Origin of the sequence: Streptomyces prunicolor, from assembly GCF_045162825.1 — a bacterium.
GTDB classification, from domain to species: Bacteria; Actinomycetota; Actinomycetes; order Streptomycetales; family Streptomycetaceae; genus Streptomyces; species Streptomyces prunicolor.
Genome location: NZ_CP108676.1, coordinates 8,692,953 through 8,712,542, shown reverse-complemented (window position 1 = coordinate 8,712,542; position 19,590 = coordinate 8,692,953). Strand labels below are relative to the sequence as shown.

Genomic DNA, 19,590 nt, shown 5'->3' with positions numbered 1-19,590 from the left:
GGCCTGGTTATCCGGAGTCCGCCGTGCCCACGGTCGCGGACGACTCCGTCGCCGGCGGTGACGTGGCCGGGCTCGTCAAGGTGCTCCGCCCGGTGGGCGCGCCGGTCGTCTCCGTGCCGGACGGCGGCGCCGATGTGTCGGTCGTGCTCGGGTCCGGGGACGAGGTGGTCGAACTCCCGGCCGGGGTCCCGGTCGGAGTGCTGGACGGCCCGGTGGAGCCGGTGGGCGTCGGGCTGGTGGTCCCGCTCGGGGTCGTGTCCGGTGTCAGGGTCGGGGTGGGGCCCGGGAGCGTCGGGCTCAGGGCCGGTCGGGGCAGGGGGGCCTGCGGCCTGTTGTCCACCTGGTCGTGGGGCAGCAGGAAGAAACCGAGGCCGATTCCGGCGACGGCCAGGACCGAGCCGACCGCCTTCTGCGCCGTGCGGACCCGGCGTCTGGCCCGTACACCGGACCGGAGACGGGTCTGGTGCCTGGCTTCGAAGGGGGTGGTCTCCTGGGAGTCGCGCATCATCCGCGCGAGCTCCCGCTCGAAGCGATCGAACTGATCGTGGTCGAAGTGGTCCATCAACTCCCCCTATCCCACCGGCTCGATGACATCGCCGAGGATCCGGCGCAGCCGCGCCACGCCCCGTGACGCATGGGACCTGGCGGTGCCGACCGGGCACCCCAGCACTTCGGCGACCTGCCTGTCGGGCAGGTCCTGGTAGTAGCGCAGGACCACGGCGGCCCGCTGCGCGGACGGCAGTTGGGCCAGCGCCGCCTCCAGCCGCGAGCGCTCCGCCACTACGGCGGACACGTCCCCGGCCTCCGCCCGGTCGGGCAGTTGCTCGACCGGGCGCTCACCCCACCAGCGCCGCCGCGCCGAACGGGCCGCCGCCCGCGCCAGGATCCTGCGCACGTACGGCTCGGGTGCCTCCTCGCCGATCCTCGGCCAGGCGAACCAGAGCTTGACCATGGCCTCCTGGAGCAGGTCCTCGGCGCGGTGCCGATCGCCTCCCACGAGCAGACAGGCCAGATGGAACAACGCCGACCAGCGCGCTGCCACGAAGCCGTCGAACCCCTCGGCCCGACTCTGTTCCATCCGTACCGTCCACCGTCCCCGTTCGGGCAAGCCCCTTACACAGAGAGAAAGGCCGTGGACCCCCCACCGCGCTGCACTTCAGTGCTGTGATCCGGGTTACACCCCGTTCCGGGGCGTGGGTGGTCAAGAGTGCGTCATGTGCGATGCCCGGCTGAGAGGGGCGAGGTCGACAGCCGTATGGGGAGGGCGAACAGGCAGTACGTACGACTCCCGACGAAGGGCACTTCCTTGATCCCGCGACGCATCGTCCTGAGCCTCGTCGCAGGCCTCGCCTCCACGCTGCTGCTGGGGGCGTGCAACTCCTCGGACAGCGCCGGTTCCGGCAGCGCGGGCACGGTGACCGCGTCGGCGCCCACGAGCCCCGCGCCGGTCGCCTCGACGCCGGCAGCCACGGCCACGGCGTTCACCGTGTCGGCCAAGACGGTCGAGGGGGTGGGCACCGTGGTCACCGACACCAACGGGATGACCCTCTACCGCTACGACAAGGACGAGTCGAACCCCTCCAAGTGGACGTGCTCCGGTACGTGCGTGAAGACGTGGATACCGGTGATCGTGCCGGAGTCCGTACAGACGTCGGGAGTGGGGCGGAGCCTCCTCGGCACGGTCCACCGCGACGGCGAGCCGCAACTCACCCTCGCCGGCTGGCCGTTGTACCGCTACATCGGCGACACGGCGGCCGGCCAGGCGAACGGCCAGGGCAAGGACGGCGCGTGGCACGCCGTGACCCCGACCGGAGAGAAGGCCGCCGCGACGGGCTGACCCTCGGTCCTCACAGTCGGGGCCGGGGACGACGAGCGGGTCTCAGCGGTGGCCGTCCGAGCGCTTGCGGTGGAGCGTGAAGTTCTCGAACACCGACAGGTCGCCGTTCGGCTTGTTCACGTTGTAGTAGGTCACGTGCATGCGGGTGGTGTCACCGGCGTGCCGGCCGGGGTCGACGGTGAACGCCGCGAAGCCGTAGGGGTGTTCGGTGTCGCGGACGCCGATCCAGACCGCCTCCTCCTGCGTGTACGTGGAGGTGCGCTTGCCGTTGGAGCCGGGCGTCGCCGAGACGGACGTGATCACCTTGCCGGTGCCGTCCTTGAAGAAGCTCTGGTTCGTGGTGCCCGAGACTCCGCCGCCGCCGAGGATCATGTGCACGGTGCCGAGGCCGGTGTCGATGTTGTCGGTGGCCGTGGAGACCGGGTTGGGGGTCAGCGTCTCGGTGCCGCTGACGACTCCCCGAACCGCCAGCGAGCGCTCGTAGTTGTGCTCGTGGCCGCACAGGACCAGGTCGACGCCGTAGCGGTCGAAGAGGGGTCCGTACTTCTGGCGCAGGCCGAGGTCGGCGCCGTTCGCGTCGGTGGAGCTGACCATGACCTGGTGCATGGCGACGACGATCCAGTCGGTGTCGCGCGAGGCCCGGGCCGCCTTCAACTCCTTCTCCAGGAAGGCGAGTTGGCGTCCGCCGGAGTAGCCGCTGATGTAGACGTCGCCGCCGTCCTGGAGGCAGTTGTCGTCGTTCTGCAGCACGATGACCCGCACCGAGCCGGCCGTGAACGCGTAGTAGAGGCCCGCGAGTTCGGCGTCGGTCTCGGTGGACGGGAGGGCGAAGTAGGTCTGGTAGGCGCCGAGTCCGATCGGGCCGTTGGCCTTCTCGATCTCGTGGTTGCCGGCCGCCGGCATCCAGGGGCGGAAGCGGGCCGAACGGGTGTTGTTGGTGAAGAAGTTGTTCCAGGTGCGCACCCGGTCGACGTCCAGGTTGGCGTAGCAGAGGTCGCCGTTGAGGAGGTGGAAGAGCGGGGCGACCTGCTCGATGCCGGTGACGATGTCCTTCGTCGCGGGGGTGGAGTTCGCGTCGAGGCCGACCGTGCCGTTGGCCGCCCAGGTCACCTGCGGGGCGGACTGGTCGCCGAAGCTGGTGAAGGTGAGCGGCTTGCGTCCGTGCGGCGCGGTGCGGAACGTGCCGCTGTCGGGCGTCGCCCCCTCGTGGGTGGCGAGGTAGAGGTAGTCGGTGTCCGGGGTGAGCCGGTTCAGCGCGGCGTGGTGGACGTAGACGGTGCGGCTGGAGGTGCCGTCGACGTAGGTGACGGTGCGGGCTTTCGCACTGGAGCCGAAGCCGTGCTCCAGCGTGCCGTAGCGCACGACGGGTCTGGTCACCGGTTTGTCGGTGATCCACGAGACGTTCATCTGGCTGCGCGGGTCCGCGCCGAAGGTGAGGTGCAGGCCCTGCACCGGGGACGCTCCCGAGGAGTCCGCGGTGAGGTGAAGGGCCGGGGCGGCGAGCGGTGCGGCCTGCGCCGTGCCTGCTCCCAGCAAGGGGGTGACGGCCGCGCCGGCGCCGGCCGTACCGAGGAGACCCAGCGCGTGGCGCCGGCTGACCCCCTCGGACGACTGCGCGGACCCGTCCGATGTCTCGGTCTGTGTGGTCATGGTGCCCTCCCTGGCGAGCAGTTGAGCTGACAACGTCCGCACATTGGCGCTTCCCGGCGGCCCCCGAGTGAACAGTGCGTGGCCAGACGGTCATCGCGGCCCGAGGGGCGGGCACCGGGGCCGATTCTTGCCCCGCGCTTTGCCAGGGACCGCCCCTTCGTTGACACGCGCGGGCGGCCGGGCGGGAGTCGGGGGTTCAATTCCGGCCACCGCCGGCACCGCGTCACGGGCGCGTCAGGAATCGGCCCTCCGGCATCAGGCGCGCGCCAACACCGCGATACGTCCGCTCTCTTCGGCCCTTCGATGGGACACGCAGACATCTGTGTACGCCGAGGAGTGAGCGACGATGAGCAGTGAGGGACGGGCACGCGCCGTGGTCGGGGTGAGCGGTTCACCGGGCAGCCTGGCGGCGCTGCACCGGGCGGTGCGCGAGGCCCGTAGCACCGGCGCCGAACTGCTGGCCGTACTCGCATGGGAGCCGCCCGGTGGTGAACTCGCCCACGGGCGCTCGATGTTGGCGCCCCCGGTGGCCGACCTCCGCCGCACCGCCGCCGACCGACTCCTCGCCGTGCTCGACGCGGCCTTCGGCGACGCGGGCCCCGGGATCCCGTTCCGGGGCCTGGTCGTCCGGGGTACGGCGGGCCGTGCCCTGGTGGAGACCGCCGACCGCCCCGACGACCTCCTGGTCATCGGCGCCGGCCCGCGAGGACCGCTGCGCGCCCTGTTCCCGTCCGTCACCCGCTACTGCGTCACCCACGCCGTGTGCCCGGTGCTGACGGTGCCGCCCTCTCCCCTGGAGGGCGAACTGGCCGCCCTGCACCGCCGTATCTCACTGGGGCGGGCGGTGGACGCACGGGAGCTGACGGAAGGCGGAGCCTGACGAGCCTCCCCACCCCCGTCAGCAGCGCGTTATGGGTACCGCGCTCCCCGTCAAGCATCCGTCAGCGAGGCACCCGAACCCCCGCCCGGCGGGCATACCTTCGAGGAAGCGCCAGGTCAGACCGACCGGGCCACGCACATCGCCTCGCACAAGGAGCCGCACGATGTCTCCAGTCGAACACGCCGAGAAGGACCCCGCGGAGCCCGCTGCCGCTGAGAACCCCGAGGACCCCGAGCCCGCCGAACCCGTCCCGGCCGGACTTCTGTACGTCCCCGTCCGGTCGGGTCCCGCGGGCTGCACGGCCCGTTTCTTCCGCACACCCCTCGGCGGCCGTACGGCGGTCGGCTTCACCGCGGCGGCGAAGCTCACCGCGACCCTCGGCAGCGAGCAGGCCGGCATCAGGCTCTCCGAACCCGCGCTGCGCGCCCTCGCCGCACCGCTCGGCGTCACCGCGCTCACCGTCGACCCGTCGCTGTCCGCCCCGGCGGCCGACCGCACGGCGGCAACGGTCCGCGAGCGCGCGAACTCCTGGCGCCGCTGGCACCCCCAGCACGTCGGCGCCCTGCGCGTGACCGGCGCCGCGGCCGTCGTCGCCTGCCTGAACCTGCTGATCGGCTGAGGAGACCCACCCATGTCCATCCTGGACGCCCCCGTTGTCCCGGTCGCCGACACCCACGACCTGTCCGTCTGGCCCGGCTCCACCCGCCCCTCCCCCACCGGCGATCTGACCGTCGGCGGAGTCTCGCTCACCGAGGCCGCCGACCGCTTCGGCACCCCCGTCTACGTCCTTGACGAGCAGGAGATCCGCGACCGCTGCCGCACGTACCGCACGGCCTTCCCGGAGGCCGACGTCGTCGACGCGGCCAAGGCGTTCCTGTGCCGGGCGATGGCCCACTGGGTGCAGGAGGAAGGGCTCGGCCTCGACGTCTGCTCGGCCGGCGAACTCGAACTCGCCGTCACCACCGGCTTCCCACCGGAGCGCATCGTGCTGCACGGCAACGCCAAGAGCCCGGAGGACCTGCGCACCGCGCTCCGGCTCGGGGTCGGCCGGATCGTCGTCGACAGCACCTCGGAGATCGCCCGGCTGGCCGCGATCACGCCCGCCGACACCCGCCAGAAAGTCATGGTGCGGGTTGTGCCCGGCATCGCGGCCGGCGCCCACGACAAGATCCGCACCGGCACCGACGACCAGAAGTTCGGCCTGTCGATCACCGACGGCTCCGCGCAGCACGCCGTGACCCGCATCCTCGACCAGCCGCACCTCCAACTCGTGGGCCTGCACTGCCACATCGGCTCCCAGATCGCCACCACGAAGCCGTACGTCGCCGCGGTCCGGCGCATGGTCGGGCTGTTGGCCCGCATCCGCGACCAACACGGCGTCACGCTCCCGCAGTTGGACATCGGGGGCGGCCACGCCATCGCCTACCGCCCCGGCGAGGAACGCCTCGACATCTCCGTCCTGGCCGGCCGGGTCCGCGCCGAACTGGCGGACGGCTGCGCCCGCGCCGGGCTGCCCGTACCCCGGCTCACCCTCGAACCGGGCCGGGCGATCGTCGGCCCCGCCGGGGTCGCCGTGTACCGGGTCCTGGCGGTGAAGCGCACCGGCGACCGCACGTTCGTCGCGGTCGACGGCGGCATGAGCGACAACCCGAGGCCCGCGCTCTACGGCGTGCGCTACGCACCCCGGCTGATCGGCCGCCCCGCGACCGCGCCGCCCCGCCTGGTCACCGTCGTGGGCCGGCACTGCGAGGCGGGCGACATCCTCGCGGACGAGGTGGCGCTCCCCGGCGACGTACGCCCCGGCGACCTCCTCGCCGTACCGGCGGCCGGCGCGTACCACCTGTCCATGGCGTCCGGCTACAACCTCGTCGGCCGCCCGCCGGTCGTCGCGGTGGCCGACGGCATCGCGCGGGTGCTGGTACGCCGCGAGTCGCTGGCCGACATGAACCGCAGGGACATCGGGCTGTAGCCCCTGGCAGGGCGGGCGGGACGGCGCCGGGCGACTGGTCTAGACCGCGCGGAGAGGTTAAGGTCACAGCCACGTCCTCTGCTGCTCACCTGCACATTTGCCCTAGCATCCGAGCATGACGGTCCTGCCCGACGACGGGCTCTCGCTGGCCGCCGAGTTCCCTGACGCGACGCATGAGCAGTGGCAACGCCTGGTCGAAGGCGTACTGCGCAAGTCGGGCAAGGAAGTCTCGGGCGCCGCAGCGGAAGATGCCCTGTCCACCTCGCTGGAGGACGGACTCCGCGCCCGTCCCCTCTACACCGCCGACGACTCCGCACCCGAGCCCGGCCTCCCCGGATTCGCCCCCTTCGTACGGGGTGGCCGCGCCGAGGGCAACACCCTCGGCGGCTGGGACGTACGCCAGCAGCACACGACCGGCGACAACGCCGCGGTCCTCGGCGACCTGGAGAACGGCGTCACCTCGCTGTGGCTGGTCACGGGCGGGCGCGGCATCCCGGTCGCGTCGCTCGGCGCCACCCTCGACGGCGTCTTTCTCGACCTGGCGCCCATCGCCCTCGAAGCGGGCAGCGAAGTCGAGCCCGCGGCGGCCGAGTTGCTACGGCTGTACGAGGAGCGGGGCATCGCTCCCGAAGCCGCCCGCGGCACCCTCGGCGCCGACCCGCTGGGCTTCGCGGCCCGCACCGGGAACGAGGGCTTCCCCTTCGCGCCGGTCGCCGCCCTCGCCCGGCGCTGCGCCGAGGGGTACCCGGGGCTGCGCGCACTGACCGTGGACTCGCTGCCGTATCACGAGGCCGGCGGTTCGGCGGCGCAGGAGCTGGGCGCCTCGCTGGCAACGGGTGTGGCGTATCTGCGCGAGCTGACCGAGGCGGGCCTGAGCGTCGAACAGGCCGTGGGGCAGCTGGAGTTCAGGTACACGGCGACCGCCGACCAGTTCCTCACCATCGCCAAGTTGCGCGCGGCGCGCAGGCTCTGGGCGCGGGTGGCCGAGGTGTGCGGGGCGCCGGGCGGGCAGACGCAGCACGCGGTGACCTCGCCGGTGATGATGTCCCGCCGTGACCCGTGGGTGAACATGCTGCGCACGACGGTCGCCACGCTGGCCGCCGGGGTGGGCGGAGCCGAGTCCGTCACCGTGCTGCCCTTCGACCACGCGCTGGGCCTGCCGGACGCGTTCGCGCGCCGGATCGCCCGCAACACCTCGACGATCCTGGTCGAGGAGTCGCATCTGTCCCGGGTGATCGACCCGGCGGGCGGCTCCTGGTACGTGGAGCGCCTCACGGACGAACTCGCCCACGCGGGCTGGGAGTTCTTCCAGCACATCGAGCAACAGGGCGGCCAGGCAGCCGCGTTGCGCTCCGGCAGCCTCCGCGAGGACCTCGCCACGACCTGGGCGACCCGCAGCGCGAAGCTCGCCAAGCGCCGCGAACCCATCACAGGCGTCAGCGAGTTCCCGAACCTCGCCGAGCGCCTCCCGGAGCGCTCACCCGCTCCCGTGGAACCCTCCGGCGGGCTTCCGCGCGTACGCCGCGACGAGGCCTACGAAGCACTCCGCGCCCGCTCCGACGCCCACCTCGCGGCGACCGGCTCCCGGCCCCGCATCTTCCTGGCCGCGCTCGGCCCGGCCGCCGCACACACCGCCCGCCTCACCTTCGCGTCGAACCTGTTCCAGGCGGGCGGCATCGAGCCCGTCACCGGGGGCGCGTTCGCGGACAGCGGGGCCACCGAGGCCTGCCTGTGCTCCAGCGACGCGCTGTACGAGGAGCAAGCGGCGTCGGTTGCCGGGGAGTTGAGGTCGGCCGGTGCCGGGCACGTGTTCCTCGCGGGCCGCCCCGGGCAGTACCCCGGTGTCGACGCGTACGTCTTCGCGGGCTGCGACGCCGTAGCCGTACTCTCCGCCACCCTCGACCGCATGGGAGTGTCCTGATGGCAGCGATGGGGCACATCCCCGACTTCTCCGGGATCGAGCTGGGAGCCCCGGCCACCGAGGTCGGCCCCGACGAGTGGCGTGACGCCGTCAAGAAGGCGGCGGGCGGCGACGACCTCCTCTGGGAGACCCCGGAGGGCATCGCGGTCAAACCCCTGTACACGGGGCAGGACTTGGAAGGCCTGGACTTCCTGGCCACCTACCCGGGCATCGCGCCGTATCTGCGCGGCCCGTACCCGACGATGTACGTCAACCAGCCCTGGACGATCCGCCAGTACGCGGGTTTCTCCACGGCCGAGGAGTCCAACGCCTTCTACCGCCGCAACCTGGCGGCCGGCCAGAAGGGCCTCTCCGTCGCCTTCGACCTGCCCACGCACCGGGGTTACGACAGCGACCACCCGCGCGTGACCGGTGACGTCGGCATGGCGGGCGTGGCGATCGACTCGATCTACGACATGCGCCAGCTCTTCGACGGCATCCCGCTGGACAGGATGACGGTGTCGATGACGATGAACGGCGCGGTACTTCCGGTGCTGGCGCTCTACATCGTGGCGGCGGAGGAACAGGGCGTACCGCCCGAGAAGTTGGCCGGGACCATCCAGAACGACATCCTCAAAGAGTTCATGGTCCGCAACACCTACATCTATCCGCCGAAGCCGTCGATGCGGATCATCTCCGACATCTTCGCGTACACCTCGCAGCGGATGCCCCGCTACAACTCCATCTCGATCTCCGGCTACCACATCCAAGAGGCGGGCGCGACGGCCGACTTGGAGCTGGCGTACACCCTCGCGGACGGCGTCGAGTACATCCGGGCGGGCCGGGCGGCGGGGATGGACGTGGACGCGTTCGCACCCCGGCTCTCCTTCTTCTGGGCGATCGGCATGAACTTCTTCATGGAGATCGCGAAGCTGCGCGCGGCCCGCCTCCTCTGGGCCAAGCTGGTCAAGCAGTTCGACCCGCAGAACGCCAAGTCCCTCTCCCTGCGCACTCATTCACAGACCTCGGGCTGGTCGCTGACAGCGCAGGACGTCTTCAACAACGTCACGCGCACGTGCGTGGAGGCGATGGCGGCCACCCAGGGCCACACCCAATCACTCCACACCAACGCCCTGGACGAGGCCCTCGCGTTGCCCACCGACTTCTCGGCACGCATCGCCCGCAACACCCAACTCCTCATCCAGCAGGAATCGGGCACCACACGGGTGATCGACCCGTGGGGAGGCAGCGCGTACGTGGAGAAGCTGACGTACGACCTCGCCCGCCGCGCCTGGCAGCACATCGAGGAGGTCGAGGCGGCGGGCGGCATGGCCAAGGCCATCGACGCGGGCATCCCCAAGCTGCGCATCGAGGAGGCCGCGGCCCGCACCCAGGCCCGCATCGACTCCGGCCGCCAGCCGGTCATCGGCGTCAACAAGTACCGCGTGGAGACCGACGAGCAGATCGACGTACTCAAGGTCGACAACTCCTCCGTACGCACCCAACAGATCGAGAAACTAAGGCGGTTGCGCGCGGAGCGCGACGAACAGGCCACCCAGGACGCGCTGCACGCGCTGACCCGCGCGGCCGGCGAAGGCACCGGAAACCTCCTGGAGCTGGCGGTGAACGCGGCCCGCGCGAAGGCGACGGTCGGCGAGATCTCCGACGCGCTGGAGAAGGTCTACGGGCGGCACGCGAGCCAGATCCGTACGATCACCGGTGTGTACCGCACCGAAGCCGGCGACTCCCCGTCCGTAGAACGCACCCGCACTCTCGTGGCCGACTTCGAGGAGTCCGAGGGCCGCCGCCCCCGCATCCTGGTCGCCAAGATGGGCCAGGACGGCCACGACCGCGGCCAGAAGGTGATCGCCACCGCCTTCGCGGACCTCGGCTTCGACGTCGACGTCGGCCCGCTGTTCCAGACCCCCGGCGAAGTGGCCCGCCAGGCCGTAGAGGCGGACGTACACATCGTCGGAGTGTCGTCCCTCGCCGCCGGACACCTCACCCTCGTACCGGCGTTGAAGGAGTCCCTCGCAGAGGAGGGCCGCGAGGACATCATGATCGTGGTCGGCGGAGTCATCCCACCCCAGGACGTCCCCACCCTCCTGGAGATGGGCGCGGCGGCCGTGTTCCCGCCCGGGACGGTGATCCCGGACGCGGCCTACGACCTCGTAGAACGCCTGGCCGCCGACCTCGGGCACACCCCGTGATCGAGGTCGACACCTATGTGAAGGGCGTACTCGACGGCAAGCGGGCCCTGGTGGCCCGCGCCATCACCCTCGTCGAGTCGACCAAGCCCCAACACCGCTTCATGGCCCAGGAGTTGCTGACCGCGCTCCTCCCGCACAGCGGCCAGGCCCGCCGGATCGGCATCAGCGGCGTACCGGGTGTCGGCAAGTCGACGTTCATCGACGCGTTCGGCACGCTGCTGACTTCACAAGGCTTCCGGGTCGCGGTCCTCGCCGTAGACCCGTCGTCGACCCGCACGGGCGGCTCCATCCTCGGCGACAAGACCCGCATGGAACGCCTGGCCGTGGACCCGGCGGCCTTCGTCCGCCCCTCGCCCACCGCCGGCACGCTCGGCGGCGTGGCGAAGGCGACCCGCGAGTCGATCGTGGTGATGGAGGCAGCGGGCTACGACGTCGTCCTGGTCGAGACGGTAGGCGTAGGCCAGTCGGAAACGGCGGTCGCGAACATGGTCGACTCCTTCCTGCTGCTGACCCTGGCCCGCACCGGCGACCAGCTACAGGGCATCAAGAAGGGCGTCCTGGAACTGGCCGATGTCATCGCCGTCAACAAGGCGGACGGCCCGCATGAGCGCGACGCGAAGAGCGCGGCACGGGAGTTGGCGGGCGCGCTACGCCTGATGCATCCGGCCGACGCGGCCTGGACCCCGCCGGTTCTGAGCTGTAGCGCCCGCGAGGGAACAGGCCTGGACACGGTCTGGGAACGCCTGGAACAACACCGCTCCCTGCTGGACTCCACGGGCCGCCTGGCCGCGAAGCGCAGCGAGCAACAGGTGGACTGGACGTGGACGATGGTCCGAGACGAACTGCTGGGCCGCCTGCACTCAGATCCGACGGTACGTGCGCTGACTCCGGACCTAGAACGCCAGGTACGAGAGGGCGAGTTGACAGCAACACTGGCGGCTGAGCAAATCCTGCAAGCCTTCCAGTCCCGGGGACCCCAACCCACCTAGGGGCGCGGGGAACTGCGCGACCAGCCCCCACCGAGCCGCAGACAAAAATCGACGCATCCACCCCAAACCCTTTAGGCTGGCGGCGCAGCTGGTTCGCCCCGTCACCCAGACGGACGCGTCGCAAGAGGGAACCCGGTGAAACTCCGGGACTGCCCCGCAGCGGTAAGCAGGAACGACCGCCGTCATACGCACTGGGCCCACACAGGACCTGGGAAGCGACGGCCAGTAGGTGACCTCCGGTCAAACGGAGGCCGTGCCCGCAAGTCCGAAGACCTGCCAACTGCCCGCACGCGAAGCATTCACGCGCGGAATCCCGGTGACCTCGTGGGCGGGTCGGCGTACATACGGGCGGTCACCATCCCCCGGTCTACGAACCTTCGCGCTCACGTCCCGACACCGGGATCCAGGGAGATATCTCGCGAAGGAGATTTCCGTGACACCGAAGTCCGCAGCCGCGGCAGCACGGGCAACCGTCTACGGCTACCCCCGCCAGGGCAAGGCCCGTGAACTGAAGAAGGCCATCGAGGGCTACTGGAAGGGCCGCGTCGACGCCGACGCCCTCCGCACCACCGCCACCGAACTGCGCCGCACGAACTGGCAGCAACTGACGGACGCCGGTATCCACGAGGTTCCGACCGGCGACTTCTCGTACTACGACCACGTCCTGGACACCAGCGTGATGGTCGGCGCGATCCCCGAACGCCACCGCACCGCCGTCGAACTCGACGCACTGGACGGCTACTTCGCGATGGCACGCGGCACGCAGGACGTGGCGCCGCTGGAGATGACGAAGTGGTTCGACACCAACTACCACTACCTCGTGCCCGAGTTGGGCCCGGACACCGTCTTCACCACTGACTCCACCAAGCAGGTGGCGGAGTTGAAGGAGGCCCTCGCCCTGGGCCTGACAGCCCGCCCGGTGCTCGTCGGCCCGGTCACCTACCTCCTGCTCGCCAAGCCAGCCCCCGGCGTGTCCGCGGACTTCGACCCGCTGACCCTGCTGGACCGGCTGCTGCCCGTGTACGCCGAGGTCCTCGCCGATCTACGGGCAGCGGGCGCGGAGTGGGTCCAGCTGGACGAACCCGCCCTGGCCCAGGACCGCACCCCGGCCGAACTGAACGCCACCACCCGCACCTACCGGGACCTCGGCGCCCTCACCGACCGGCCGAAGCTCCTGGTCGCCTCCTACTTCGACCGCCTCGGCGAGGCGCTCCCGGTCCTCGCCAAGGCACCCGTGGAGGGCCTCGCGCTCGACTTCACCGAGTCCGCCGCCGCCAACCTGGACGACCTCGCCGCAGTGGGCGGACTGCCCGGCAAGCGGCTGATCGCAGGCGTGGTGAACGGCCGTAACGTCTGGGTCAACGACCTCACCAAGTCCCTTGCCACGCTGGGTACGTTGCTCGGTCTGGCCGACCGGGTCGACGTGGCCGCCTCCTGCTCGCTGCTCCATGTGCCACTCGACGCCGCCGCCGAGCGGGACATCGAGCCGCAGATCCTGCGCTGGCTCGCGTTCGCGCGGCAGAAGACGGCCGAGATCGTCACCCTCGCCAAGGGCCTGGCCCAGGGCACCGACACGATCGCCGCCGAACTCGCCGCCAACCGCGCCGACTTGGCCTCCCGAGCGGGTTCTGCGCTCACCCGCGACCCCGCCGTACGGGCCAGGGCCGCCGCGGTCACGGACGCCGACGCCCGCCGCTCCCAGCCGTACGAAGAGCGGACGGCGGCGCAGCGCGCGCACCTCGGGCTGCCGCCGCTACCGACGACCACGATCGGCTCGTTCCCGCAGACCGCCGAACTGCGCACCGCGCGGGCCGACTTGAGGGCGCGGCGGATCGACACGGCCGGTTACGAGGAGCGGATCAAGGCGGAGATCGGCGAGGTCATCTCCTTCCAGGAGAAGACCGGCCTGGACGTCCTCGTGCACGGCGAGCCCGAACGCAACGACATGGTCCAGTACTTCGCCGAGCAACTGACGGGCTACCTCGCCACGCAGCACGGCTGGGTCCAGTCCTACGGCACCCGTTACGTCCGCCCGCCGATCCTGGCCGGGGACCTCTCCCGCCCGGAACCGATGACGGTCCGCTGGACGACGTACGCGCAATCGCTCACCTCGCGCCCGGTCAAGGGCATGCTCACCGGACCGGTCACCATGCTCGCCTGGTCCTTCGTCCGCGACGACCAGCCGCTCGGCGACACCGCACGACAGGTCGCCCTCGCCCTGCGCGACGAGGTCAACGACCTTGAGGCGGCCGGGACTTCGGTCATCCAGGTCGATGAGCCCGCCCTGCGCGAGACCCTCCCGCTGCGCGCGGCGGACCGGGAGGCGTATCTCGCCTGGGCCACGGAGGCGTTCCGGTTGACCACCGCCGGGGTGCGGCCGGAGACGCAGGTCCATACCCACATGTGCTACGCGGAGTTCGGCGACATCGTGCAGGCCATCGACGACCTCGACGCGGACGTCATCAGCCTGGAGGCCGCCCGTTCACACATGCAGGTCGCGGGGGAACTGGCCGAGCACGGCTATCCGCGCGAGGCGGGGCCGGGTGTCTACGACATCCACTCGCCTCGCGTGCCGAGCACGGCCGAGGCGGCGGCCTTGCTGCGCAAGGGGCTTGAGGCCATCCCGGCGGAGCGGCTGTGGGTCAACCCGGACTGCGGTCTGAAGACCCGCGGCTGGCCCGAGACCCGCGCGTCCCTGGAGAACCTGGTGGCCGCGGCCCGCACGGTCCGCGAGGAGCTGGCCGGTTCCTGACCCTATGGTGGCCGGTTCCTGACCCGATGGTGGTGGGGGTGGCCGGGAGGACACCCTCCCGGCCACCCCCCGCCCTGAGACGATGATCCGCACAGCCCACAGCACTTGGAGCGACGAAGTGACCAGCCGCATCACCTTGATCTCGCCGGCGATGAACCGCTCCCTGCGGGAGACCCGGTTCGACGACGGCAGCCCGCTCGACCCGAGCGGTACGGCTCGCGCCTCGTCCGTCGCGGGGTCGCTCCGCTTGGCTGACCGGGTGCTGGTCTCGCCCAGCGTGCGGTGCCGGGAGACGGCGTCCGCGCTGGGCCTCTCGGGTGTGGTGGAGCCCGAGTTGGCGGGTCTGGACATGGGGCGCTGGCATGGCCTGACCCTCGACGAGGTGATGGCGCGGGAGCCGGATGCGGTGATGGCCTGGCTGACGGATCCGGATGCGGTGCCTCACGGTGGGGAGTCGGTGCGGGGGCTCTGCGAGCGGGCGTCGGGGTGGCTGGAGGCCGCGGCCGGGTTTGAGGGGAGGACCCTTGCGGTGGTTGAGCAGGAGTTCGTGCGGGCCGTTGCGGTCACGGTCCTTGGTGCGCCTGGGCCTGCGTTCTGGCGGCTTGATGTGCCGCCGTTGACTGCGACCGAGCTCAGTGGGCGGGCCGGGCGGTGGAATCTGCGGCTTGGGTGGGAGCTGGGAGGCTCGGGCCGATAAGCACTCCGCTGGATCGGCGGTTCTTTGGCCGCGGGTCGGTGGGGGCTGGTCGCGCCCACGCGGCGGAGCCGCAAATCGATACAGCCCCGCGCCCCTAAAGGGGCGCTGTCCCACTCCTGACTATACGCACCGTATATACTCGCTGTGTATAGTCTCGGCATGCCATCACTGAGTGCTCTGTGCAAGAAGAGGGAAAGACCCCGGGCCGGGTTGCGTGCCGTCGGCATGTTTGTGGCGGTTGGCGTGCTGGGTCTGGCGTCGAGCGGGTGCACCGAGCTCGACACGACCGCGCCGGCCGCCGCTCGCGCCGAGGGCGTGTCGGCCACCGCGCGGGCCGGTTTCGGGACGGCCGACTGCCGGGAGGTGAAGTGCATCGCGCTGACCTTCGACGCCGGGCCCAGCGAGAACTCGGCGCGGTTGCTCGACATCCTGAAGGAGAAGCAGGTCCCGGCGACCTTCTTCCTGCTCGGCAAGCGGCACATCGAGAAGTACCCGGAGCTGGTCGAGCGCATGGCCGCCGAGGGGCACGAGGTGGCCAGCCACACCTGGGACCACAAGATCCTGACCCGAATACCCCCCGCGCAGATACGTGACGAACTGGAGCGCACGGACGACGCGATAGAGCGGATCACCGGCAAGCGGCCCACACTGATGCGCCCGCCGCAGGGTCGCACCGACGACGAAGTGCACAAGATCTGCCGGGAGTTGGGCCTCGCGGAGGTGCTGTGGAGCGTCACCGCCAAGGACTACGCGACGACCGACTCCGCCCTCATCACCAAACGCGTCCTCGCTCAGGCCACCCGGGACGGCATCATCCTGCTGCACGACCTGTACGAGGGCACCGTGCCCGCCGTCCCCGGCATCATCGACGCGCTGAAGGAGCGCGGGTACGTGTTCGTGACCGTGCCGCAGCTCCTCGCGCCCGGGACGGCGGAGCCGGGGAAGGTGTACCGGCCCTGAGACACCGGGTCCTCCAGGCTCATCGGGCTTTTATGGCTCACCAGTTCAGGTGCAGGGCATACGGGGAACGGTGGATCATCGTCGGCCGCATGGTGACCGGACGGTCCTCCGCCAGCCGTAGACCGGGCAGGCGGGTCGTCAACTCCTGGAGGGTGAGGCGGAGTTGTTCGCGGGCGAGTTGGGAACCGGGGCAGCTGTGCACGCCGAAGCCGAAGGCGAGGTGGCGGTTCGGGGTGCGGGTGATGTCGAAGGTCTCGGGGCGCGCATGGCGCCTCTCGTCACGGTTGGCCGCGCCGAAGGCGACGAACAGCGGTGCTCCGGCGGGGAGTTCGGTGCCGGCGAGAACGAGCGGCCGGGTGGTGACCCTGCGGAACCCTTGCAGTGCGGTGTCGTAGCGGGCCGCCTCCTCGATCGCGGCGGGGATGCGTTCGGGCTCGGCGCACAGCAGCTCCCACTGGTCCGGATGCCGGAGAAGATGCAGCACGGTCGTGCCGATGAGCGCGGTGGTGGTGAGGTGACCGGCGATGAACAAGTTCTGGAGGTGGGCGACGAGTTGGTGCCGGTGCTCCAGGGTCGGGCCGCCGCCGTCCGCCTCCTCGGTCACCGAGGCGATCAGTTCCGTACCGAGGTCTTCGCGAGGCTGTGCGTACCGCTCCCGCACGTACCGGTCGAGGGTGTGCTGCATCGCGACGACGTCCTCGGCCGCGGCGATCTGCTCGTCCTCCTCCAGCGGGCGGAAGAGCAACTCCTCGGCGCGATGGCCGCCATGGACGACCCCGGGCACGTCGGCGGGGTCGAGGCCCACGATCCTCCCGACGACCTCGCCGGGGAGCCGCCTGGCGTACGCCGACATCAACTCGACGTGCCCGTCCTTGGCGAACGTGTCGACGAGGGCGGCGGCGCGCTCGGCGGCGTAGGGCAGGACGGCGGTGACGCGGGCCGGTGAGAGGCCGCGGACGATGGGCGCGCGCAACTGCTGGTGCTGCGCGCCGTCCGCGGTGACGACGACGGGCCGCCCGCCGAACCCGCCGCCGAGGACGGCGAGCGCGGCGGGCGCCGGCAGTACGTCGGGCCGTAGGGCCAGCGATGAGGAGAAGTCCTCCGGGCGGCGCAGGACTTCACGCACGTCGGCGTCCCGGGCCACGAGCCAGGCGTCGAGTTCGGCGAGGTGGGTGAGGCCTTCGGTCTGCCGTGCCCGGGTGTAGTGCGGGTACGGGTCGCGCTGCAAGTCGTCGAGCCTGGCGTGCAGTTCGCGGTCCACGGGACGCCCTCCGGCCGGTTGCTTGACGCGGTGCGGTGCAGTGCGGGTCGGGCCCATCGTGCCGTAGGGGTGTGCGGGTGCGGTAGGGAACTTCCGTGCAGGGCGGCCCAGTTGGTCAGAACACCACTGTCCACCCCTCCCGCGCGGCCTGGTCGGCGGTGTACGAGACGCCGTGTACCTTCAGGCCGTTCGCGTCGAGGAGGGTGATCTCGCCGCCCTGGTTGCCGAGTTGGACGCCGTCGGTGAGCGGGACGAGCAGGGTGGCGCCCGGGGCGAGGGGGCCGGGCGGTACCGCGCAGGAGTGGCCCAGTCGGTCTCGGACGCGCCAGCCCCTCGGGTCCAGCGGATCGGGCGAGGCGTTGAGGAGGGTGACGCTCTCCGGTTCGGGCGCCGGGCCGCGCGGGTTGACCAGGGCCGCCACGATCCGCACGGGCTGGCTGCCGGGGTCGGGGCGCGAACCGTCGGTGTCCTCCAGGGTGTGGCCGGTGGTGTCGTCGGTGTGCCAGGACTGGCTCTGGAAGGCGAGGAAGATGCCGACCCAGCGCGACTGCGCCGGGAAGTGGATGAGGAGGCCGCCGTCCTGCCAGACCCCGTCGTCACCGCTGAAGCGGCGGCTGTTGCCCTGGTTCATGTGGATGTCGTGGACGCCGTTGCCCGGCAGGAAGCCGAACACCTTGTCCTTGACGGTCGGTTCGGGGCCGAAGCGCTCGCCGAAGACGTACAGCCGGGCCTCCGGGTCGTCCACCGCGCGTCGTACGTAGTGGTCGAGGAGGTCGGCGAGGTCGTTGTCGGGGCCGCTCGCGTCCGGCGGGAGCGTGCGCAGCTGCGCCGGGTCGAAGAGGTTGCCGCGCACGAAGTCGAGGTTCGGGCCGCCGGGTCCGGGCAGCAGGGTGTTCCAGCCGCTCGGGAGGCCCTCCAGGCGGGCGGTGACCGGGTGGTGGAAGTCCTCACTGACGAGGTAGAGCAGCTCGGAGGGCTGCTCGGCGGACAGGACGTTCACGGCGGCCCGGAAATGTGTGCCCGAGTCGTCCGTGAGATGGATCTGGTAGTGCGGTGTCCCGGCGGCGCCCTCGCGCCTCGTGTCCACCGCACGCGTGATCAATACGCCGTAGGCCTTCAGTGGCATGACGACCAACTCCCCCTGCGGGCAGGCGGGATGCCCGCCCATGAGGGAAAGCGTAGGGGGGAGGCGCCCGCTCCGGCCGGGACGCGGGGAAACTCGGGGCGGCCGTCCGGTGTACGTCGGCGTACCTGTGAACCGCTAGGCCAAGGGTGTGAGCCGCCGGTGAAAGTACCGTCGATCAAGAAGCGTTCTCTACGATCCACACATGGTCAACTTCCGTCTCGAACGCACAGCCCCGCTTCCCCTTGAGGAGGCGTGGCGCCGGTTGACGGAATGGCCACGCCATGCCGACGTGGTCCCGCTGACCAGGGTCACCGTGGTCACGCCGCCACCGACCGGCGAGGGCACGGTCTTCGTGGCCCGCTCGGGTCTCGGGCCGTTCGCCTTCGACGACCGGATGGAGGTCACCGTGTGGCGACCGCCGACGCAGGACGAGCCGGGTCTGGTACGGCTGGAGAAGCGGGGGCGGGTCGTCACCGGCTGGGCGGAGATCGAGGTCCGGCCGGGACCGGGGGGCCGTAGCCGCGTGGTGTGGGAGGAGGAGTTGGCGGTCAGCTTCCTGCCGCGCCTCTTCGACCGGCCGCTGGAGTGGGCGGCGCGGTCGATGTTCGGGCGGGCGGTGAACGGGCTGCTGCGGCGGTCGTAGCGCAGTCCCGTCTTTGCGGAGTGAGCCCTACGGCGTCAGTCTTTCCGGCCCGTCGCCGCGACCGTCACTCCCAGGCCGATCATCGTGAGGCCGCCGATGCCGCCCACCGCGGACAGTCGGCGCGGTGAGCGTGCGAACCAGTCGCGCGCGGTGGCGGCGATCAGGCCCCACACGCTGTCGGAGACCACGGCGATGAGGTTGAAGACCAGGCCGAGCAGCAGCATCTGGCTGGTGACATGGCCCTGTTCGCGGTCCACGAACTGGGGCAGTACGGCGGCGAAGAACACGATCGTCTTGGGGTTGGCCACCCCGACCGCGAACCCCTCCCACAGGGTGCGCAGCCCGCTGTGCGGGGCCACCTCCTCCCCGGCGAACGCGGCCCGCAGCGAACCGCGTTGACGCCACGCCTTCACTCCGAGGTACACCAGGTACGCGGCGCCGGCGAGCTTCAGCGCCGTGAAGACGAGCACCGAGCGCTCCACCAGCGAACCGATGCCCAGTGCCACGGCCACGACGAGCAGATAGGCGCCGAGCGTGTTGCCGAGCACGGTGGTCAGCGCGGCCCGGCGGCCATGGGCCAGCGCCCGTCCGATCACGAACAGCACGCTGGGGCCGGGGACGATGATCAGCAGGAAGGACAGGGCCGCGAAGGCGACGAGTCGGTCGGTGGACACCATGGGCCCATGGAAGATCGGGGCACCCCGGGCCCGCAACTC

At 71.1% G+C, this 19,590-nt stretch carries 17 protein-coding genes and 1 riboswitch; of the genes, 11 read left to right on the top strand and 6 right to left on the bottom strand.

Features of this window, described 5'->3' with window-relative positions; genetic code table 11:
• Positions 1-7 precede the first annotated feature (7 nt).
• Both OG588_RS39555 and OG588_RS39550 read right to left on the bottom strand, forming a co-directional pair.
• The gene (locus OG588_RS39555) at positions 8-562 is read right to left on the bottom strand and encodes a hypothetical protein (RefSeq protein ID WP_405951430.1); all 555 of its coding nucleotides are present in this window, start codon (positions 560-562) and stop codon (positions 8-10) included.
• 9 nt (positions 563-571) lie between these two features.
• Entirely contained in the window at positions 572-1,078 is a 507-nt protein-coding gene (locus OG588_RS39550) for a SigE family RNA polymerase sigma factor (RefSeq protein WP_405951429.1), read from the bottom strand.
• Positions 1,079-1,306: 228 nt separating this feature from the next.
• Here OG588_RS39550 and OG588_RS39545 point away from each other — a divergent pair, with 228 nt between their 5' ends.
• Positions 1,307-1,837 (top strand): hypothetical protein, encoded by a 531-nt coding sequence (locus OG588_RS39545; RefSeq protein ID WP_365985386.1) that lies wholly within the window; start codon positions 1,307-1,309, stop codon positions 1,835-1,837.
• Between the two features lie 42 nt (positions 1,838-1,879).
• On the opposite strand, the gene OG588_RS39540 is transcribed toward OG588_RS39545, so the two are convergent.
• Complete coding sequence (locus OG588_RS39540) at positions 1,880-3,487, bottom strand: purple acid phosphatase family protein (RefSeq protein WP_405951428.1); 1,608 nt, start codon at positions 3,485-3,487, stop codon at positions 1,880-1,882.
• A gap of 346 nt (positions 3,488-3,833) precedes the next feature.
• Here OG588_RS39540 and OG588_RS39535 point away from each other — a divergent pair, with 346 nt between their 5' ends.
• From OG588_RS39535 to OG588_RS39495, 9 genes are all read left to right on the top strand, one after another.
• Entirely contained in the window at positions 3,834-4,367 is a 534-nt protein-coding gene (locus OG588_RS39535; RefSeq protein ID WP_405951427.1) for a universal stress protein, read from the top strand.
• Between the two features lie 163 nt (positions 4,368-4,530).
• Complete coding sequence (locus OG588_RS39530) at positions 4,531-4,986, top strand: SAV_915 family protein (RefSeq protein ID WP_405951426.1); 456 nt, start codon at positions 4,531-4,533, stop codon at positions 4,984-4,986.
• 12 nt (positions 4,987-4,998) lie between these two features.
• On the top strand, positions 4,999-6,336 hold the full coding sequence (gene lysA, locus OG588_RS39525; protein WP_405951425.1) for a diaminopimelate decarboxylase: 1,338 nt from the start codon (positions 4,999-5,001) through the stop codon (positions 6,334-6,336).
• Positions 6,337-6,451: 115 nt separating this feature from the next.
• On the top strand, positions 6,452-8,257 hold the full coding sequence (locus OG588_RS39520; RefSeq protein ID WP_405951424.1) for a methylmalonyl-CoA mutase family protein: 1,806 nt from the start codon (positions 6,452-6,454) through the stop codon (positions 8,255-8,257).
• Positions 8,257-10,446: a methylmalonyl-CoA mutase gene (scpA, locus tag OG588_RS39515; RefSeq protein WP_405951423.1), complete on the top strand. Its 2,190-nt coding sequence runs from the start codon at positions 8,257-8,259 to the stop codon at positions 10,444-10,446. The genes OG588_RS39520 and scpA overlap by 1 nt, the downstream gene beginning before the upstream one ends.
• Complete coding sequence (gene meaB / locus OG588_RS39510; RefSeq protein ID WP_405951422.1) at positions 10,443-11,435, top strand: methylmalonyl Co-A mutase-associated GTPase MeaB; 993 nt, start codon at positions 10,443-10,445, stop codon at positions 11,433-11,435. The genes scpA and meaB overlap by 4 nt, the downstream gene beginning before the upstream one ends.
• Positions 11,436-11,507: 72 nt before the next feature.
• Positions 11,508-11,731, top strand: a riboswitch (cobalamin riboswitch).
• Between the two features lie 137 nt (positions 11,732-11,868).
• A complete protein-coding gene (gene metE / locus OG588_RS39505; protein ID WP_405951421.1) occupies positions 11,869-14,187 on the top strand; it encodes a 5-methyltetrahydropteroyltriglutamate--homocysteine S-methyltransferase in 2,319 nt (772 codons plus the stop codon).
• Positions 14,188-14,305: 118 nt separating this feature from the next.
• On the top strand, positions 14,306-14,884 hold the full coding sequence (locus OG588_RS39500) for a histidine phosphatase family protein (protein WP_405953316.1): 579 nt from the start codon (positions 14,306-14,308) through the stop codon (positions 14,882-14,884).
• Positions 14,885-15,109: 225 nt separating this feature from the next.
• Positions 15,110-15,844, top strand: coding sequence for a polysaccharide deacetylase family protein (locus OG588_RS39495; protein WP_405953315.1), 735 nt, complete (start codon positions 15,110-15,112; stop codon positions 15,842-15,844).
• Positions 15,845-15,881: 37 nt separating this feature from the next.
• Here OG588_RS39495 and OG588_RS39490 read toward each other — a convergent pair whose 3' ends face one another.
• Positions 15,882-17,105, bottom strand: a complete 1,224-nt coding sequence (locus tag OG588_RS39490; protein ID WP_405951420.1) for a cytochrome P450 — start codon at positions 17,103-17,105, stop codon at positions 15,882-15,884.
• 115 nt (positions 17,106-17,220) lie between these two features.
• Positions 17,221-18,231: a DUF2278 family protein gene (locus tag OG588_RS39485; RefSeq protein ID WP_405953314.1), complete on the bottom strand. Its 1,011-nt coding sequence runs from the start codon at positions 18,229-18,231 to the stop codon at positions 17,221-17,223.
• Positions 18,232-18,433: 202 nt separating this feature from the next.
• On the opposite strand from OG588_RS39485, the gene OG588_RS39480 reads away from it, so the two are divergent.
• Positions 18,434-18,874, top strand: coding sequence for an SRPBCC family protein (locus OG588_RS39480; RefSeq protein ID WP_405951419.1), 441 nt, complete (start codon positions 18,434-18,436; stop codon positions 18,872-18,874).
• Positions 18,875-18,909: 35 nt separating this feature from the next.
• Here OG588_RS39480 and OG588_RS39475 read toward each other — a convergent pair whose 3' ends face one another.
• Positions 18,910-19,551 (bottom strand): LysE family translocator, encoded by a 642-nt coding sequence (locus tag OG588_RS39475; RefSeq protein WP_405951418.1) that lies wholly within the window; start codon positions 19,549-19,551, stop codon positions 18,910-18,912.
• Positions 19,552-19,590: the final 39 nt, after the last annotated feature.

Excerpts from the sequence above, each read along its gene's own strand:
- OG588_RS39480 (WP_405951419.1), top strand. The coding sequence starts at position 18,434 with ATGGTCAACTTCCGTCTCGAACGCACAGCCCCGCTTCCCCTTGAGGAG.
- OG588_RS39520 (WP_405951424.1), top strand. The coding sequence starts at position 6,452 with ATGACGGTCCTGCCCGACGACGGGCTCTCGCTGGCCGCCGAGTTCCCT.
- OG588_RS39530 (WP_405951426.1), top strand. The coding sequence starts at position 4,531 with ATGTCTCCAGTCGAACACGCCGAGAAGGACCCCGCGGAGCCCGCTGCC.
- OG588_RS39550 (WP_405951429.1), bottom strand. The coding sequence starts at position 1,078 with ATGGAACAGAGTCGGGCCGAGGGGTTCGACGGCTTCGTGGCAGCGCGC.
- OG588_RS39485 (WP_405953314.1), bottom strand. The coding sequence starts at position 18,231 with ATGCCACTGAAGGCCTACGGCGTATTGATCACGCGTGCGGTGGACACG.
- OG588_RS39555 (WP_405951430.1), bottom strand. The coding sequence starts at position 562 with ATGGACCACTTCGACCACGATCAGTTCGATCGCTTCGAGCGGGAGCTC.
- OG588_RS39475 (WP_405951418.1), bottom strand. The coding sequence starts at position 19,551 with ATGGTGTCCACCGACCGACTCGTCGCCTTCGCGGCCCTGTCCTTCCTG.
- OG588_RS39535 (WP_405951427.1), top strand. The coding sequence starts at position 3,834 with ATGAGCAGTGAGGGACGGGCACGCGCCGTGGTCGGGGTGAGCGGTTCA.
- lysA (WP_405951425.1), top strand. The coding sequence starts at position 4,999 with ATGTCCATCCTGGACGCCCCCGTTGTCCCGGTCGCCGACACCCACGAC.
- scpA (WP_405951423.1), top strand. The coding sequence starts at position 8,257 with ATGGCAGCGATGGGGCACATCCCCGACTTCTCCGGGATCGAGCTGGGA.
- OG588_RS39540 (WP_405951428.1), bottom strand. The coding sequence starts at position 3,487 with ATGACCACACAGACCGAGACATCGGACGGGTCCGCGCAGTCGTCCGAG.
- OG588_RS39495 (WP_405953315.1), top strand. The coding sequence starts at position 15,110 with ATGTTTGTGGCGGTTGGCGTGCTGGGTCTGGCGTCGAGCGGGTGCACC.